This is a genomic window from Thioalkalivibrio sp. ALJ15 (assembly GCF_000383695.1).
Classification (GTDB): domain Bacteria; phylum Pseudomonadota; class Gammaproteobacteria; order Ectothiorhodospirales; family Ectothiorhodospiraceae; genus Thioalkalivibrio.
Genome location: NZ_KB912057.1, coordinates 446,240 through 461,991, shown reverse-complemented (window position 1 = coordinate 461,991; position 15,752 = coordinate 446,240). Strand labels below are relative to the sequence as shown.

General features: G+C 67.4%; 13 protein-coding genes and 4 tRNA genes. 5 read left to right on the top strand and 12 right to left on the bottom strand.

The window, feature by feature from the left end; genetic code table 11:
• Nucleotides 1–18: 18 nt before the first annotated feature.
• Both folD and G015_RS0105795 read right to left on the bottom strand, forming a co-directional pair.
• Nucleotides 19–882, bottom strand: coding sequence for a bifunctional methylenetetrahydrofolate dehydrogenase/methenyltetrahydrofolate cyclohydrolase FolD (gene folD / locus G015_RS0105800; protein WP_018860488.1), 864 nt, complete (start codon nucleotides 880–882; stop codon nucleotides 19–21).
• 79 nt (nucleotides 883–961) lie between these two features.
• Nucleotides 962–1,837 (bottom strand): GGDEF domain-containing protein, encoded by an 876-nt coding sequence (locus G015_RS0105795; RefSeq protein WP_019023972.1) that lies wholly within the window; start codon nucleotides 1,835–1,837, stop codon nucleotides 962–964.
• Between the two features lie 162 nt (nucleotides 1,838–1,999).
• Here G015_RS0105795 and G015_RS0105790 point away from each other — a divergent pair.
• The 5 genes from G015_RS0105790 (at nucleotide 2,000) to G015_RS0105770 (ending at nucleotide 4,752) form a co-directional block, all read left to right on the top strand.
• A tRNA-Pro gene (locus G015_RS0105790) sits at nucleotides 2,000–2,076 on the top strand.
• A gap of 68 nt (nucleotides 2,077–2,144) precedes the next feature.
• Nucleotides 2,145–2,221, top strand: a tRNA-Arg gene (locus tag G015_RS0105785).
• A gap of 39 nt (nucleotides 2,222–2,260) precedes the next feature.
• Nucleotides 2,261–2,336, top strand: a tRNA-His gene (locus G015_RS0105780).
• 15 nt (nucleotides 2,337–2,351) lie between these two features.
• A tRNA-Lys gene (locus G015_RS0105775) sits at nucleotides 2,352–2,427 on the top strand.
• Nucleotides 2,428–2,754: 327 nt separating this feature from the next.
• A complete protein-coding gene (locus G015_RS0105770; RefSeq protein WP_020146294.1) occupies nucleotides 2,755–4,752 on the top strand; it encodes a nucleoside-diphosphate sugar epimerase/dehydratase in 1,998 nt (665 codons plus the stop codon).
• A 60-nt stretch (nucleotides 4,753–4,812) separates the two neighbouring features.
• Here the strand turns inward: G015_RS0105770 and G015_RS0105765 are convergent, their stop codons facing one another.
• From G015_RS0105765 to G015_RS0105720, 10 genes are all read right to left on the bottom strand, one after another.
• Entirely contained in the window at nucleotides 4,813–5,829 is a 1,017-nt protein-coding gene (locus tag G015_RS0105765) for a glycosyltransferase family 4 protein (RefSeq protein ID WP_020146293.1), read from the bottom strand.
• A gap of 153 nt (nucleotides 5,830–5,982) precedes the next feature.
• Complete coding sequence (locus G015_RS0105760; protein ID WP_020146292.1) at nucleotides 5,983–6,951, bottom strand: D-2-hydroxyacid dehydrogenase; 969 nt, start codon at nucleotides 6,949–6,951, stop codon at nucleotides 5,983–5,985.
• Entirely contained in the window at nucleotides 6,942–7,793 is an 852-nt protein-coding gene (locus G015_RS0105755) for an aldolase/citrate lyase family protein (RefSeq protein WP_020146291.1), read from the bottom strand. The genes G015_RS0105760 and G015_RS0105755 overlap by 10 nt, the downstream gene beginning before the upstream one ends.
• Nucleotides 7,790–8,440: a sugar transferase gene (locus tag G015_RS0105750; protein WP_019023977.1), complete on the bottom strand. Its 651-nt coding sequence runs from the start codon at nucleotides 8,438–8,440 to the stop codon at nucleotides 7,790–7,792. Before G015_RS0105750 ends, G015_RS0105755 begins: the two co-directional genes overlap by 4 nt.
• Nucleotides 8,437–9,651, bottom strand: coding sequence for a glycosyltransferase family 4 protein (locus G015_RS0105745; RefSeq protein WP_020146290.1), 1,215 nt, complete (start codon nucleotides 9,649–9,651; stop codon nucleotides 8,437–8,439). The genes G015_RS0105750 and G015_RS0105745 overlap by 4 nt, the downstream gene beginning before the upstream one ends.
• Before the next feature lie 183 nt (nucleotides 9,652–9,834).
• Nucleotides 9,835–11,124 (bottom strand): Vi polysaccharide biosynthesis UDP-N-acetylglucosamine C-6 dehydrogenase TviB, encoded by a 1,290-nt coding sequence (gene tviB / locus G015_RS0105740; protein ID WP_020146289.1) that lies wholly within the window; start codon nucleotides 11,122–11,124, stop codon nucleotides 9,835–9,837.
• Between the two features lie 74 nt (nucleotides 11,125–11,198).
• Nucleotides 11,199–12,545, bottom strand: a complete 1,347-nt coding sequence (locus G015_RS0105735) for a glycosyltransferase family 39 protein (protein ID WP_019023979.1) — start codon at nucleotides 12,543–12,545, stop codon at nucleotides 11,199–11,201.
• The gene (locus G015_RS0105730) at nucleotides 12,542–13,678 is read right to left on the bottom strand and encodes a glycosyltransferase (RefSeq protein WP_019023980.1); all 1,137 of its coding nucleotides are present in this window, start codon (nucleotides 13,676–13,678) and stop codon (nucleotides 12,542–12,544) included. The genes G015_RS0105735 and G015_RS0105730 overlap by 4 nt, the downstream gene beginning before the upstream one ends.
• Nucleotides 13,675–15,012, bottom strand: a complete 1,338-nt coding sequence (locus G015_RS0105725) for a phenylacetate--CoA ligase family protein (protein ID WP_019023981.1) — start codon at nucleotides 15,010–15,012, stop codon at nucleotides 13,675–13,677. Before G015_RS0105725 ends, G015_RS0105730 begins: the two co-directional genes overlap by 4 nt.
• Nucleotides 15,013–15,024: 12 nt before the next feature.
• Nucleotides 15,025–15,744 carry a hypothetical protein gene (locus G015_RS0105720; RefSeq protein WP_018994653.1) on the bottom strand — a complete coding sequence of 240 codons (720 nt, stop codon included), beginning with the start codon at nucleotides 15,742–15,744 and terminating at the stop codon, nucleotides 15,025–15,027.
• Between the last annotated feature and the right edge of the window lie 8 nt (nucleotides 15,745–15,752).

The window sequence follows — 15,752 nt, the reverse complement described above, 5'->3', positions numbered from 1 at the left end:
CGTCCATCTGGCGGTTGCCTAGCTCGCCTCGTGGGTGCCGAAGGCGCGGGCGCGCAGGGTGTTGTCCAGCAGCATCGCCACGGTCATCGGGCCGACCCCGCCGGGGACCGGCGTAATCCAGTCAGCCTTTTCCGCAGCCGCATCGAACTCCACATCACCGCACAGGGTGCCGTCTTCGCGGCGGTTGATGCCGATGTCGATCACCGTGGCGCCGGGTTTGACCCAGTCGCCCTTGACCAGGCCCGGCTTGCCGGCCGCCGCGATCAGGATGTCGGACTGGCGCGCGATACCCGCGGTATCCGGCGTAAAGCGGTGGCAGATGGTCGGGGTGGCCCCGGCCAGCAGGAGTTCCAGGGCCATCGGGCGGCCCACGATGTTGGAGGCGCCGATCACGCAGGCGGTGCGGCCCTTGAACGGTTCGTCCAGGTGGCGCAGCAGCTGGATCACGCCCCAGGGGGTACAGGGGCGCAGGCGCGGAATGCGGGCGACGAGCCGGCCGACGTTGTAGGGGTGGAACCCGTCAACGTCCTTGGCGGGCGAGATGCGCTCGATCACCGTCTCCGGATCGATATGGCTGGGCAGGGGGAGCTGCACCAGGATGCCGTCGATGGTGCGGTCGGCATTGAGCTGGTCGATCAGGGCCAGCAGGTCCGTCTGCGGCGTGCCCGAGGGCAGGTCGTATGAGTGCGAGACCACCCCCACCTGTTCGCAGGCCTTGCGTTTGTTGCGCACGTAGACCTGGGAGGCGGGGTCGGACCCGACCAGCACCACCGCCAGACCCGGTGGACGCAGGTCGCGGGCGGTCATGGATTCGATCTCGGTGGCGATGCGGGCGCGATGGGTCTGGGCAATCGCGCGGCCGTCGATGAGCTGGGCGGTCATGGGAGGCTCTGTCTCGGAAACTGGCCGCGATCATCCCACGCGCGCGGGAGCGCCTCAAGCCAGTATGCTCGTGGGCGTGTCAGATCGCCGCGACCAGGCTGGCGCGACTGGGTCCGGCCTCGCAGCGATTGCGGCCGCCGGCCTTGGCGCGATAGAGGGCGTCATCCGCCCGCTGGATCAGGAAATCCGCGTTGTCGCGCGAGTCGGGCTCGATGTCGAGGCTGGCGACGCCGACCGATACCGTCACGTAGAGTTCATCCGGCGCGCAGGGCGGTACGTGCTCGTGACCCTTGAGGATAATGGGCGTCTGGGCGATTTCGGTGCGCAGTTTTTCGGCCAGCTGCATGGCGGCATCCTGGTCGGTATGCGGGGTGATGACCACGAACTCCTCGCCACCAAAACGCGCCGCCAGGTCCACGCGGCGCAGATTCTGCCGCAGGCGCTGGGCGATCGATTCGAGGATATAGTCACCCGCCAGGTGTCCCAGGCGATCGTTGATCCCCTTGAACTGGTCGATGTCCAGCATGACCACCGACAGCGCCTGCCCATAGCGGCGTGCACGGGCGGCCTCCTCGTCCAGGCGGCGATTCATGTGGCGACGGTTGAACAGGCCGGTCAGCGGATCGGTGATTGACTCGTGTTCCAGCCGGGTGATGCGGCGGATGCTCTCCACCGAGCTGTAGGTCAGGCGTACAACGGTGCAGACGAAACAGCCGCCCAGCAGGAAGATGATCGGCACCAGAAGATCGGGGATCGAGTGGTACAGGCCCCAGTTCAGCGGGATGAAGCCGAGATATCCCAAGGTGAAAATCGGGATCAGGAGGAACATCAGCAGCCAGCCGGTGCGCACGCGGCTCTCCGGCAGCTCGCGCAGCAGGCGGGCCAGATTCCACTGGGCATAGATCAGGCCCGCTGCACCCAGCACGATGGCCCCGTTGGCGATCCAGTTGAGCATCTCCCTGTCCCCCGCACGCAATCCCGATTTGCGTACCTGCAACGTACCACGGAAACGTGCATGAAAGAACAACGTTTCTAACCCCTTGTACCTTGACCGCTGGCGGTGGTAGCGCTACCATCCTGCGCTCGCTGTGTAGGCCCTTTTGCGGGGACGGCTCGACGGGGTATAGCGCAGTCTGGTAGCGCGCCTGCTTTGGGAGCAGGATGTCGGGGGTTCGAATCCCTCTACCCCGACCACCCCTCCCGGCCAATGGTTTGCAGGCAGGCTCGAGATCAGGCGTGGCACCTCGACGTTCGGCGGTAACGCGCTCGTAGCTCAACCGGATAGAGCATCGGCCTTCTAAGCCGACGGTTGCAGGTTCGAGTCCTGCCGGGCGCGCCAGAGCCGCCCTGTGGCAGTTGCCTGGACAGTGACACGGTGGTGACCGTAGCTCAGTTGGTAGAGTCCCGGATTGTGACTCCGGTTGTCGTGGGTTCGAGTCCCATCGGTCACCCCATCCCCTTTTTCTTGGGGGCCGTTAGCTCAATTGGTAGAGCAGTGGACTCTTAATCCATTGGTTGTAGGTTCGATTCCTACACGGCCCACCATCTCCAAGCCTGATCTTCCGCGTCTGATCCGCATTTTGCTTCCTTCGAGTGGCCTCGCCTGTTCGGTCTGGCTGTGCCTGGCGGTGCTGACCTGTGCTCGAATGTCGGGTGTATCGAGCGGTATTCGGTCAACCTTTTACTCCTGATCTCGCAGCGATCTACCGACAGCGTGATGGTGCCCTCAGTCGTTCGTCTGACAGCGTGATTTCCCCCCCAATTAGTCTGCCATTCAGGTGCTAGCCTCCCCACACGTTTGCGGTGCAAGGCAAGCCGACAGGTTCGGCAAGCACACCGTGCCCGGTTGCTGACACATTGGAGGCCCTAATCATGGCGGTACTGGATCGTAGTCTGGAGAACTTGCTGCGACTGCCGCGCGGCAAAAAACAGGGATTGATGGTGCTGGCGGACATCGTGATGCTGCCGCTGGCGCTGTGGCTGGCCTTTGTGATTCGCACGGGGCAGCCGTTGCCGCCCATGATGGTAGAGGCCTGGTGGCTGTTTGCCCTGGTCCCGACGGTCGGCGCACTGGTGTTTGCGCGCCTTGGCCTTTATCGAACCGTCGTGCGTTTCATGGGGGCGCGCGCGGTGCGTGCGGTGATCGTCGGGGTCTCGGCGCTGGCGCTGATGATCTGGGCCTCGGCCGAACTGACACAGACGCCCGGTTTCTTCGGGGCGGTCGCGGTGAACTTCGCCCTGCTGGCCTTTGCCCTGGTAGCGGCGGGACGATTTGTGGTGCGCAGTTGGTACCAGGCTGTGTCCGATGCGCGTACCGGCAGCGAGCGCGTGGTCATCTTTGGCGCCGGCGAGGCAGGGGTTCAGCTGGCCTCCGGCCTGCAGTCCAGCGGCCGCTTCCGGGTGATGGCCTTCATCGACGAGGATCCGGCGGTCCAGGGGCGTTCGATTGACGACATCCCGGTCTGTGGCCGCGAGGCCCTGGGCACCCTGGTGGAGCAGTGTGGCGTGCGCCGGGTATTGCTGGCGGTGCCGTCGGCGAGTCGGGCCGACCGCCGGCGCATCCTCGAATGGCTGGAGCCCTATCCGCTGCATGTGCAGTCGGTGCCCTCGCTGGAGGCGGTCGTCTCGGGCCGTGCCCCGCTGGATCAGCTGGAGGACCTGGATGTTGCCGACCTGCTGGGCCGCGATCCAGTGCCGCCCAACGAGGCCCTGCTGGCGCGGAGCATCCGCGGGCGCGTGGTGATGGTCACCGGGGCCGGGGGGTCTATCGGTTCCGAGCTTTGCCGCCGCATCCTCAGTCTGGAGCCGGCCGCCTTGGTGCTGTTCGAGCGTAACGAGTTCGCGCTCTACCGGATCGAACAGGAGATCATGCAGCGTCGTTCGTCTATGCAGTCGGGCGTCGAGGTGCACGCGGTGCTGGGCTCGGTCGCCAACCAGGCGCGCGTCGAAGAGGTCCTGCACCAGTATGGCGTGCAGACGCTCTACCACGCGGCGGCCTACAAGCATGTGCCGCTGGTCGAGGGCAATCTGCTGGAAGGCCTTCGCAACAACAGCCTGGGCACCGCCGTGGTGGCCGACGCGGCGATCGCGGCCGGTGTCGAGCGCTTTATCCTGGTGAGCACGGACAAGGCCGTGCGCCCCACGAACGTGATGGGCGCGAGCAAGCGCCTGGCGGAGATGGTGCTGCAGGACCGCGCGCGCCGTCAGAACGCAACGGTGTTCAGCATGGTGCGGTTCGGCAACGTCCTGGGTTCTTCCGGGTCCGTTGTACCCCTGTTCCATCGCCAGATTCGCGAAGGCGGGCCGGTCACGGTGACCCACCCGGAGATCACCCGCTACTTCATGTCGATCCCGGAGGCCGCCGAGCTGGTGATTCAGGCCGGGGCGATGGCGCAGGGGGGCGAGGTCTATGTGCTCGACATGGGCGAACCGGTGCGCATCATCGACCTGGCCCGGCGCATGATCCGTCTGCACGGTCATCAGGTCCGGGAGGACGAGGCCGAAGGGGAAGGCATCGCCATCACCTGTACCGGCCTGCGTCCCGGCGAGAAGCTCTACGAGGAATTGCTGATCGGGGATAACGTGGAAGAGACCCCGCACAGCAAGATCATGCGTGCACGCGAAACCTGTGCGGAGCCGGCGGTTCTCGCCCGGGCCCTGCGCACGCTGGAGAAGGCCGACCGCGAGCGCAATGCCCAGGCCGCGTTCGAGGTGCTGCGCGAGGTCGTCGATGGGTACGAGCCGGGCCGCGACGAAGAGGCCACCCACAGTGCCCCCGCACCGGTCGGTCGGCCCCGTCCGGCTCCTGCCCCGACCGTGCGTCCGGCGGCAGTCGCCTATGCACGGGTGGCCGATTCGGTTCCACGCTAGGACCAACGAAGCCCTCTGGAGGGGTGTCGGATGATCCGGGTTTCCTCGGCGAAACCCGGATCAGTCGCGTCCGGCGCGCAGGGCGATGGCCAGCAGGAGCAGGGGCAGGTAGCCGATCACGACACCGGCGGCACCCGGTAAATGGTTGGCAACGACCAGGACTGCAATGGGGAGTAACCAGAGCAGGTTGATCGCGGCGACACCCAGGGCCACCGGGATATGCGACCCGAACCGGTGGGCGGCATGCTGGTAGGCATGGCTGCGATGGGCCTCGTAGACCCGCATCCCCCGAAACAGGCGGACCGCCAGCGTTGTGGTCGCGTCGACAATGAACACGCCCAGCAGGATCAGCCAGGCGGCCAGGAAGTTCGTGTCCAGCCCCGCTGCCTGCATCGACAGAAGACCCAGCAGCAATCCGAGCGTGCCACTCCCGACATCACCCATGAAAATCCGCGCCCGCGGAAAATTCCAGACGAGGAATCCCGTGCTTGCCGCGGCCAGCAGTGCCGGCAACCACCAGGCGTGCGCATCCCCCCACCCAATGAGCAGGCCGGCCATGGCCAGACAGGCCGTGACCGCCTGAATGCCGGCCAGACCGTCGATGCCGTCCATGAAGTTGTAGAGGTTCAGCAGCCAGACGACGTAGAAAAGCGCGAGTACATGGCCGATCCATCCGGCATCGATCTGGACGCCGACAATCGCCACGGGTGGCAGCCCGCCCAGCCAGGCCAGGCCCCAGGCGGCCGCGAGAAAATGCACCAGCAGTCGCCAGCGTGCGGCCAGGTGACCGTGGTCGTCCAGCCAGCCGACCCAGGCGACGGCGCCGGCCGCCCCGATCAGGGCGGCGGCGGTCGGCAGGTCGGCCCAGCCGATCCCGGCGGAGAGCAGGGTTCCGAGCAGAAAGACCAGTACCAGTGCCAGGCCGGCACCGCGTGGTGTGGGGGTCTGATGAGAGCTGCGTGCGCCGGGGATGTCGACCAGTTGCCGCGCCAGGGCGTAGCGGCGAATCCAGCCCGTGATCACCACCACCAGCACGAAGGCGGTCAGCAATCCGATGGTCTCGATCACGTAAGGCATCCCCCATGGGTCCCGGCTGGCGGCCCCGGGCAGGCAATCGGATCACTGCCGCCCCAGGCCGGATGCCGCGCATTGTGGGGGAAGGAGAGGTGGGACTCCAGCGCTTGGCTGGTAAGCGTCGAGCCAGGAAGCGCCGACCTGGTGCTCGCCGACCTAGTAACCGGCGATCGGGTCGACCGGGGTCACCGGGGGCTCGCCCTGCGCCATCGCGCGGGCATTGCGGATGAAGATCTCCAGCGCACGTTCCATATAGTGTGGAGAGGTGCCCGAGACATGGGGCGTGACGAGGACGTTCTCCCGGTCCCACAGCGGCGACTGGGCGGGCAGGGGCTGCTGCTCGAAGACATCCACCGCCGCGCCGCGCAGGCGTCCGGCATCCAGCGCCCGGATCAGCGCCTGCTGATCCACAACGCCGCCGCGGGAGATGTCCACCAGCACGGCGCCCGGCTGGAGCCGCTGGAACTGGGCTTCGCCGATCCGGTGCCGGGTGTCCCGGGTAAGCGGCAGGCATACGATCAGGTCGTCCACCTCCGGCAGGCGGTCCTCCACGCTATCCAGGGCAATGACCTCGTCGGCGCATTCATGGGGGCGCGGGTTGCGCTGGACACCGATCACGCGCATGTCGAACGCCCGGGCCCGGCGCGCCACCTGGGTGCCGATATGCCCCATGCCGAGCACCATGGCGGTGCGCCCGGTCAGCTCCCCGAGCCAGCAGCGTTCCCAGCGCTTCTCGCGGCTTTGCGCGTTGAAGCGGTCGAAGTGCTTGGCGAAATAGAGCATGGCCCCGATCGCATACTCGCTCATCGGGGCGCCGTGGACGCCACCGCTCTTGGTCATCAGCAGGCCATCCTTGGGGAATGGCATGTCCCAGATCTTCTCGACCCCGGCGGACAGAAAGTGCACCCAGCCATAGCGCGACAGGCGGCCCAGGGCATCGGGCAGCCAGGGCAGGGTGGGGGCGATCACCGCATCGACCTCAAGCCCCTCGGGGATGGCCTCGGGCTGACCGGCGAAGGTCAGCGTGGTGCCGGGCAACGCCTGCTGCAGGTGGGCCTCGATCGTATCCTGCTGCTTTTCCAGGACCTCCGGTTTCTGCAGGAACAGGGTGTGGCTCAGGCGCATGCACGGCTCCGGTTGTGCATGCGGGCCGCCAGCCGGAAGATGCGGCTGCGGACCTCGTCGCGGTTCTCCAGCAGTGCTTCCGGGGGGGCTGCGCGAAACTGCTGTTCCGCGGCCTGCAGCCGCTCCAGCTCGCCGCGCAGGCGCGCCGTCCCGGTGGCCGGGTCTTCCTGACTGACGACCTCGCGGAAGGCGCGCGAAAGGATCACCCATTCGGACCCAAGGCGGACATGTTCGCCCAGGATGGACTCGGCCGGGACCTCGCCCTTGCCCACCGCGCCGACGCCCCCGAACCCGAACGCGACGCCCGCCTCGCGGCACAGGGCGGCCGGCGCCTCCAGCATGCCGCCGGCCAGCGGTTCGAACAGGAAATCGAGCCCGGACGCCAGGCTGAGATCATTCAGGCCGATATGAATCTGGTCCTTTGGCCCGAGCAGGGGCAGGTAGGACGGCAGTCGGATCAGGGCCTGCGGGGTCTCGACCAGCAGGGTCACCGGCACCTGTCCGCCGACGGCGTCGAGAAAATGCTGCACCTCGTCGATGCGGGTGAACATCGGCAGCATCAGCCGGTCGGCGCCGGCGTCGATCGCCTGACGGACCTCGGAGGGCGTTTGCGGAGCCGGCGGATTGATGCGCACCATCAGCTCTGCGCTCGTGAGCACGTTGGAGATGCGGCGGACATCGTCGAGCGTGTGACGCGCCTTGTGGGTGTCCAGATGGCCCTGGCGTTCGGCCTTCCCGCGGGTCTCCATGTCGACAAAGATCCGTGCGATCCCCGCTGCCTCGGCCTGCCGGGCCACATCGGCGGAGGGCGTGATGAACATGTGTTTCAGGGTCGAAGTCATTCCATGTCCCCTTGCTGTCGGTTACGCAACGAATCGCGATAGGTACGCCAGTTGATCCCGGCCTCGCCGTAGACCCCCTGGCCGGTCAGGACGACGTAAACCGTCTTCAGAATCAGCCCCAGGTCGTACAGCAGGTTGTGCTGCGCGGCATATTCGGTGTCGGCCTCGAGCTGCTGGATCCAGCCCAGCGTGCGGCGACCACGGACCTGGGCCAGTCCGGTCAGGCCGGGACGCACCGAAAACCGGGAGGCGTAGGAGGGGGGCACGACCTCTACCTGTTCCGGCAGGATCGGGCGGGGACCGACCACGCTCATGTCGCCGCGAAGGATGTTCCACAGCTGCGGCAGCTCGTCGAGACTGGTCGCACGCAGCCAGCGACCCACGCGGGTAATGCGCGGGTCGACCCCGGTGCTGACCACCTGTTCCTGGTGCTGGTCGATCGCGTCCGGGTCGCGATCCACCATGGTGCGGAACTTCAGTACCCGGAACGGCTGGCCGTTGAAGCCAATGCGTCGCTGGCGGAAGAGGATCGACCCGGGGCTGTCGAGGCGAATCGCAATGGCGATCAGCAGCAGCAACGGGGCCAGCACGAGCAGCGCCGCCATGCTGGACAGGATGTCGAACAGGCGTTTGAGGGTGGCGTTCATGCGAGCTCCATCGTTCGAAGAATGACGCGGTTGACCTGCCCCACCTCGTACTTCGCCTCGACCCGCTCGCGCGAGGCCCGGGCCATGCGGGGCAACAGTTCCGGATGGTCGAGGAGCCGCTGCATGGCGTCCGCCAGGGGCGCGGAGGTCCGGGGCGGGACGAGGAGGCCGTTCTCGCCGTCGACGACGGTCTCGCGGCAGCCCGGGGCATCTGTGGTGATAATCGGGCGGCCCACGCTCATCGCCTCCAGCACCGAACGCGGGGTGCCTTCGCGGTAGGAGGGCAGGACGAACACGGAGGCCTTCTGAAGCCAGGGTCGAACATCGGCCACACCACCGACGAACTCGACAATGCCCTCGCGCTTCCAGGCCTCGACCTGCTCCGCCGAGATCGTGTGCGGCAGGTCCGGGTTATGGGGGCCGACCACCACGAAGCGGGCATTGGGGTGTTGCGCGTGAACCTGGCGCGCGGCCTCCACGAACTCGAGGATGCCTTTCTCGGTGAGCAGACGGCCGACAAACAGGAACAGCGGGTCGCCTTCGGGAAGGGGATGCTGGGCGAAGCGGTCCACGTCCACCCCGGATCCGTTAATGCGAACGACTCGCTCGGTATCCGGCAGCACACCCCGATCGAGAAAATCCTGGAGGTCATCCGGGTTCTGGAAGAACACTCGATCGCAGCGGGCCAGCGCCTGGCGATACAGGCCGGAACTGATCGTGCGCAGGATGCGCGTGCGCCAGGACTCGGTGGTAAAGGCATGCCCGAGACCGGTAATCATCGCGTAGACCCGCGGGACCCCGGCCCAGCGGGCGGCCAGAGAACCGTACACCACGGGCTTCACGGTATAGCTGAACACGGCCTCCGGTCGCAGGCGCCGCATCAGCTGGGTCAGGGCGAAGGTCGTGCGCAGGTCTTCAATCGGGTTGACACCGGTACGGCCCAGGTCGAACGGGTAGATCGGGATGCCCAGCTCCTCGACCTCGGGCAGGTAGTCCTTGCGCGGGACGGCGGCGGCCACCGTTTGGCCGCGGCGGCGGATCTCGCGGATCAGGTCCCCGCGGTTGGCGATCAGCGATCGGGCATTGGCCGCCACGATCAGGAGATCGATCCCGCTGTGTTCCCGCGACTCGCTTTCCCGGTCGGCCTGTGCCGTGCTGGTGGCATCCTCGCGCAGGGTGGTGGCCACCCTGCGGTGCTCGGTGTTCTGCATGTCTGTTGCTCCTGTTCCCAAGAGGTGCCGGGTGGTCTCCGCCTACGCTGGAGAGGTCTCTCGGAAGTCCTTGTGCATGGGTACAAAAGGTAAACAGGACAATGATTTATCGCTATGTTTCGGGGTGCTCAAAGTGTGCGAGACACCCCGAAAAGGCAGACCGGCTCAAGGGGGATGGCCGGTTTATAGACGCAGGTCACTCGCCTCGGGTGGGAGGACGGATTTCACGTCGAAGATGACCGCGCGCTCGCGCCCGAACTTCTGCAGGCCCTGGGCCCCGAGTTCGACGAACTCGTGGTGCGGGACCGCAAGGATGATGGCGTCGTACTCGCCCTGCTTCGGCGACTCGCTCAGCAGGTCCAGGCCATACTCGTGACGGGCCTCGGCGGTATCCACCCAGGGGTCCCAGACATCGACTTCGGCGTTGTAGCCGTGCAGGTCATGGATGATGTCCACGACGCGCGTATTGCGCAGATCCGGGCAATTCTCCTTGAACGCCAGTCCCATCACCAGGACGCGCGATCCCACGACCGGGAATCCCTTGCGGATCATCGCCTTGATCGTGCGGTCCGCGATGTAGCCGCCCATGCCGTCGTTGGTGCGGCGTCCGGCAAGGATCATCTCCGGGTGGTAGTTGGCGGCCTGTGCCTTGTGCGTCAGGTAGTACGGGTCGACGCCGATGCAGTGCCCGCCCACCAGGCCGGGTCGAAACGGCAGGAAGTTCCACTTGGTCCCGGCTGCGGCCAGCACGGCCTCGGTATCGAGGTCGAGTCGTTCGAACAGCATCGCGAGTTCGTTGATCAGCGCGATATTCACGTCGCGCTGGGTGTTCTCGATCACCTTGGCCGCCTCGGCCACGCGAATGCTGGGGGCCGGATGGGTGCCGGCACGGATGATGCGGGCGTACAGCGCGTTGACGAAGGTCGCGACCTCGGGGGTCGAGCCCGAGGTGACCTTGACGATATCGGGGATGCGATGTTCCTTGTCGCCGGGGTTGACCCGCTCCGGGCTGTAGCCGAGGAAGAAATCCTGGTTCAGTTCCAGGCCGGATTCGCGGGCCAGCACCGGGGCGCAGTCTTCCTCGGTCGCGCCGGGGTAGACGGTGGACTCGTAGATCACCACGTCCCCTGGCTTCAGGGCACGACCCACCGTGCGGCTGGCCGCCAGCAGCGGGCCCAGGTCCGGGCGCCGGTGGGCATCGATCGGTGTGGGGACCGTCACGATGAACACGTTGCAGTCCTGCAGTCGCTCCAGATCGGCGGTCAGTTCCAGGTGCTCGGCGTCGGCGAGTTCCTCGCGGGAGACCTCGCGTGTGCGGTCGTGTCCCCCGCGCAGTTCCTCGACGCGGCCCGTATCGATATCGAAGCCCAGCGTGGGCAGGACCCGTCCGAACTCGGCTGCCAGAGGCAGGCCGACATAACCCAGACCAATTATGGCCAGACGCGGGGCGTCCGGTGCCGCAAATTCCGCCATCTTCCAATCTCCTGTGTGAATGTTGGTAATGGCCCCGGGAACGGGGCAGGTGCGCGCGCGTCGCGCGCGGCCGATCAGGGCGCGGCACGCCGCGGTTGCGGCAACTCCGCGCCGGAAGTCTCCGGTGGGTCCGTGGTGCTGTTCGGGCCTGACGAGCGACTGGCGCCAAGGCGTCGCAGTCGTTCCCAGCGCCACAGGCGGCGCCCGGCCAGGCCCGCCGCCAGGGCGATCAGGATCCCGAGGAACTTGGCGCGATGGCGGGCAGCGGTCCCGAAGTTGCTGGTGCCCCAGGCGAAGATGATGGCCAGCACGATGAACACCACGACCAGCACGCGGAAGTCCGAGCGATGCCACCAGTGCCGGCGATACACCGCCAGCAGCAGGACCAGCGCCAGATAGAACAGACCCTCTGCCATGCCGATCAGATGGACGGGCGAGCGCACCTCCCACAGCGGAGGGCCGAACAGCAAATAGCCCACCCGGACCGGGGTCAGGAGCAGTGCCTGTAGGTCATTGGACGGGATCAAAAAGGACGGGTAGGCCGCCCCGCCGCGGGCGCTGCGCTCGGCCCGCTGGTCCAGCGTCTCGGTCTGTTCCATCACGTCGCCCAGCTGCCCGATCGACGAGAAGCGCATCTCGTCCATCACCACGAATCCGAGGACCCCGGCTGTGCCGAGCAGCATGCCGCCGAGCAGCAGGCCGGGGCGCAGGTGGCCCAGATCCGAGCCGCGCAGGAATTCCTTGATCGACCAGCCGACCAGCACGACCGCGATGCCCGCGATCGCAAACACCGCCGCGCCATGCACGACCGCCGCACCCAGCAGGACCCCGACGGCGGCCACCAGGAAACCGGTGCGCTGACTCTGAACCCAGCGCACCAGCCAGAGCACGCCCAGCAGGAAGAAGGCGGTGAACCAGACCTCGCGCAGTGGCACGGCCGCGTTCACGATCAGGATCGGGAACAATGCGGCGATCCAGGCTGCACGCACGGCGGCCTGGCGATCCCAGAGCTGCTCGGCGATGCGCGCAATCAGATAGACCGTCAGCATGCCCAGGGCGATGTTCACGGCCTGGAAGGCCAGGGGGGCGCGGTCGGCACATGCGTAGACGTTCGCGATCAGCCAGCTGTGCAGGTACGAGCTGCCCATGCTGAAGTGGTCGCCGAGATTGCCGCAGCCGTTCTGGGCCCAGAACCAGGCCCGGCGCTCGAAGCTGATCGCATCGGCGCCACCCTGAGGCAGGGGAAACAGGAAGCGCTGTACCAGCGCCGCCCCGATGCGGGCCAGCAGGGCCGCCAGCAGGGGCCACAGATAGCCCTCGCGTCTGGCCCCGGTCCACAGCACGGCGACCAGCACCACCATCAGGAAGCTGGCCGACAGCAGCAGCTCCATCGTCGTAAACGGGATCGATGTATAGCTCATGGCGAGACGGGCGCGGTATCGGCCATCGCATCCCGGAACACGGTCTGGTAGCGCGCGGCCACGGCCTCGAGGGCGTAATGCGATTCCATGCGTGCACGGGCCTCGCCACCCAGCGCGTGCAGGCGCTCACGGCCCTGGCCGATGGCCCGGGCAATGGCGTCCGCCAGATCCTGCGGCTCGGGGCTGGCGGCGACAAAGCCGGTGGACCCGACCACGCGGGCGGCATCGCCGATATCCGTGACCACGGCCGGTCTGCCGCAGGCCATGGCCTCGCCCACGACATTGGGGAAGCCCTCGCCCCAGCGCGAGGGCAGCACCAGCAGGTCCAGGCCCGGGTAGAGGGCCTCGGGTTCGGGGGTGGGCGGCAGCAGCGTGACATGCCGGTCCATCCCGTGTTCGCGGATGGCCTGGGCCAGCGGGTTGTCATCTGCGGACACCCCGGTGCCCACCATTACACAGTGCACGTCGGCTCCACCCCGGACCAGGTGCGCCAGGGCGGCCACCAGTCCGGCATGGTTCTTCATTGCGTGGGCGCGCCCGACCATGCCCAGCAGCCAGGTATCCGCCCCGATACCCAGTTGGGTGCGCAGCCCGGGGGCGGCGTCCGGCGCCGGATGGAAACGCGCCAGGTCAAAGCCGTTGGGCAGGACCACGCGACGATCCGCGGAGAATCCCAGCGCCTCGTGCTGCGCGGCGGCGGTGGCGCTGTTGTAGACGATGCGGGCCGGATACCGCGACAGCCAGGCGCCGGTGCGGATCACCCAGCGGGTCCCGCGTTTCTCGTGCGCCAGGTCATGCAACGAGTGGCGCACGTTCCAGAACACCGGGCCCTGATGCCCGAGGCGTTGGGTCAGCGAGGCCGCCAGGTTGCCGTGGTACATCCAGCCCATCACGCCATCGGGTTGATAGGCGGCCAGCGCGCGGCGCAGGGCGGCGATCCATCCCGTGGAGAGCGGGTTGCGCAGTCGCCCGGTATAGACCGGGATACCCTGCGCCCGGATGTCGCCGGCCATCACCCCGGGTTCCTTGAGCGCGAACACGGCACCGGCGTCCGGTGCCGCGCGCAGCAGGTTGCCCAGCTGGCGCTCCGCGCCGCCCTGGCCGAGCCCGTTGATCACGTGCAGGATCTTCACCGTCGGTTCTCCTGCAACTCGCTGATCACATGCAGGTGCTTGCCGCTGGGCGACGGCGGGATCGCGTCCACGCGATCGATATCCAGGCGTGTGCCCGCGCCGAGTTGTTCGCGGATCTCGGGCTCCAGGCGCGCCTGCAGACGCTGTTCTCGCTCGCCCTGCGGGGCACGATCGATGGGGATCAGGCGCAGGCGGATATGATCTTCCGCGTGCTGGACCCACTGGTACTGTCCGATCCAGTCTTCCGGGTACAGCAACTGGCGCAGCCACCCGCCGAATACCACGGCACCGCTGGTGCCGCGGATATGGTCGGTCACGCGTCCCCATACCCCCTCCAGCAGCGGCCATTCCCGCCCGCAGTCGCAGGCCTCGCCGGACCAGCTGGCCAGGTCGCCGATCGCATAGCGCAGCAGGGGCATGCTGTAGTTCGTCAGCGAGGTGACCACGACCCGTCCGGGGATGCCGGGTGGCGTCGGACGGCCGTCGTCGTCGAGGATCTCCAGGTACTGGGTCAGCGGGTTGACGTGCAGCCCGCGGTGGCGCTCGCATTCGCAGGCGATGTCACCCACCTCGCGCGAGCCGTAGCGGTTGAACACGGGGGCATCGAAGGCCTTCTCGATGGTCTCGCGCATGTCGGGAAAGAGGGTGCCGGCCGAACTCAGCACACTGCCGATACCCGGCACACGGACTCCCCGGCGCAGGGCATGCCGGGCGAGTTCGTGGCCACTCTCCGCGTAGATCTGCAACTGGCTGGGCGGCGCGGCGCGCAACTGCTCGAGGTGCGCATCCATCGTCTCCGGGTCCATGCGGTAGGCGTTCAGCAGGGTGCGATTCTTCAGGCGTTCGGCGAGGCGGCGGGTGCCCCGGGGTGCCGTCAGGTCGCGTGAAGCCGCCCACAGCACGGCCTTGGGCTGCCCCGGGCGGTAGCCGGTCCAGCCGTCGAACAGGGCCTTGGTGGCGCGGCCCCAGCGGCGATAGGCGGTGTCCTGGTAGAACGTGGCCGGCTCGCCGGTGGATCCCCCCGAGGTGTTGCGCCGCAGCCCGGGTCGGGGCCGCTGTGCGCACAGGCGCTCGCCCTCGCGACGGATGGTGTCCTTGTCGAGGATGGGCAGCGACAGCAGGGTGGCCAGCGGATCGGCGGCGATGGTGTCCGCATCTGGCAGGATTTCCCGGTAGTACGGCACGTCGTCGCGTGCCTGTACCAGTAGGCGCGCGAGCCGCTCGGCCTGCAGGCGCTGCAGGGCGGGCAGGGGCAGCCGCTCCGCCCGGCGCAGCGCGGCATATTCGCGTGGGCCGGAGAGCCAGGGGAGGAGGGCACCAAAGGCCAGGGACATGACGGTTGTGCCTCAGGCGCTGGCGGTGCGCGTCGAGCGCAGGCTGGACCGCGCCCGGCGGGCCAGCTCCAGGAACGGACCCAGACGCGAATACTGGATCGTGCGCCGCGACTCGCGCGAGAAGCGGCAGGGCTGACAGTGACCGCAGGGCTGGCCGAGGATCGGCGAGTGGCAGAACCACGACTGCTCCAGCAGCGGCAGGAAGCCCTTGGCCTCGGCGTCGTACTTCATCGCCTCCTTCGTCACCGACAGCAACGGGAAGCGGTAGTACTGGAACAGCTCCCAGGCGAAGTCGTCCTCGCGGAAGCGAAAATCGCCGTACTGCGGGTTGCGGAACAGACGTTCCTGCAACTCGGTGCCGGCCTCGTGGCCGGTGAGCGACAGTTCCAGGTCGCGCAGGCCTTCCTGTTCGCACAGGCGGGCGAGCCAGTCGTACTGGGTACCCACATGCACCTCGCTCGCCAGGCGCTGGTAGAGCTCGGTGATGTTCGGGTCCTCGAGGATGTCGCTGCGCAGATAGACACGAACCGGCGCCACGCGCCCGCGGGCCTCCGCCCGCGCCTCGATGCCCGCACGGATGTTGGCCATGGCCCGCAACTCGTACACATAGGATTTCCGGCGCGGGTCCAGCACGTAGATCGGCTGTACCTTGCGGTTGCGATAAAGCGCCAAGTCCAGCAGGCGGTAGCTGGAGTCCCAGCCACCGGTCCACAGCAGTTTGATCGTGTTCATGTCGTTCT

Excerpts from the sequence above, each read along its gene's own strand:
- folD (WP_018860488.1), bottom strand. The coding sequence starts at position 882 with ATGACCGCCCAGCTCATCGACGGCCGCGCGATTGCCCAGACCCATCGC.
- G015_RS0105745 (WP_020146290.1), bottom strand. The coding sequence starts at position 9,651 with ATGCAGAACACCGAGCACCGCAGGGTGGCCACCACCCTGCGCGAGGAT.
- G015_RS0105750 (WP_019023977.1), bottom strand. The coding sequence starts at position 8,440 with ATGAACGCCACCCTCAAACGCCTGTTCGACATCCTGTCCAGCATGGCG.
- tviB (WP_020146289.1), bottom strand. The coding sequence starts at position 11,124 with ATGGCGGAATTTGCGGCACCGGACGCCCCGCGTCTGGCCATAATTGGT.
- G015_RS0105795 (WP_019023972.1), bottom strand. The coding sequence starts at position 1,837 with ATGCTCAACTGGATCGCCAACGGGGCCATCGTGCTGGGTGCAGCGGGC.
- G015_RS0105770 (WP_020146294.1), top strand. The coding sequence starts at position 2,755 with ATGGCGGTACTGGATCGTAGTCTGGAGAACTTGCTGCGACTGCCGCGC.
- G015_RS0105760 (WP_020146292.1), bottom strand. The coding sequence starts at position 6,951 with ATGCGCCTGAGCCACACCCTGTTCCTGCAGAAACCGGAGGTCCTGGAA.
- G015_RS0105725 (WP_019023981.1), bottom strand. The coding sequence starts at position 15,012 with ATGTCCCTGGCCTTTGGTGCCCTCCTCCCCTGGCTCTCCGGCCCACGC.
- G015_RS0105735 (WP_019023979.1), bottom strand. The coding sequence starts at position 12,545 with ATGAGCTATACATCGATCCCGTTTACGACGATGGAGCTGCTGCTGTCG.
- G015_RS0105720 (WP_018994653.1), bottom strand. The coding sequence starts at position 15,744 with ATGAACACGATCAAACTGCTGTGGACCGGTGGCTGGGACTCCAGCTAC.
- G015_RS0105755 (WP_020146291.1), bottom strand. The coding sequence starts at position 7,793 with ATGACTTCGACCCTGAAACACATGTTCATCACGCCCTCCGCCGATGTG.
- G015_RS0105765 (WP_020146293.1), bottom strand. The coding sequence starts at position 5,829 with ATGCCTTACGTGATCGAGACCATCGGATTGCTGACCGCCTTCGTGCTG.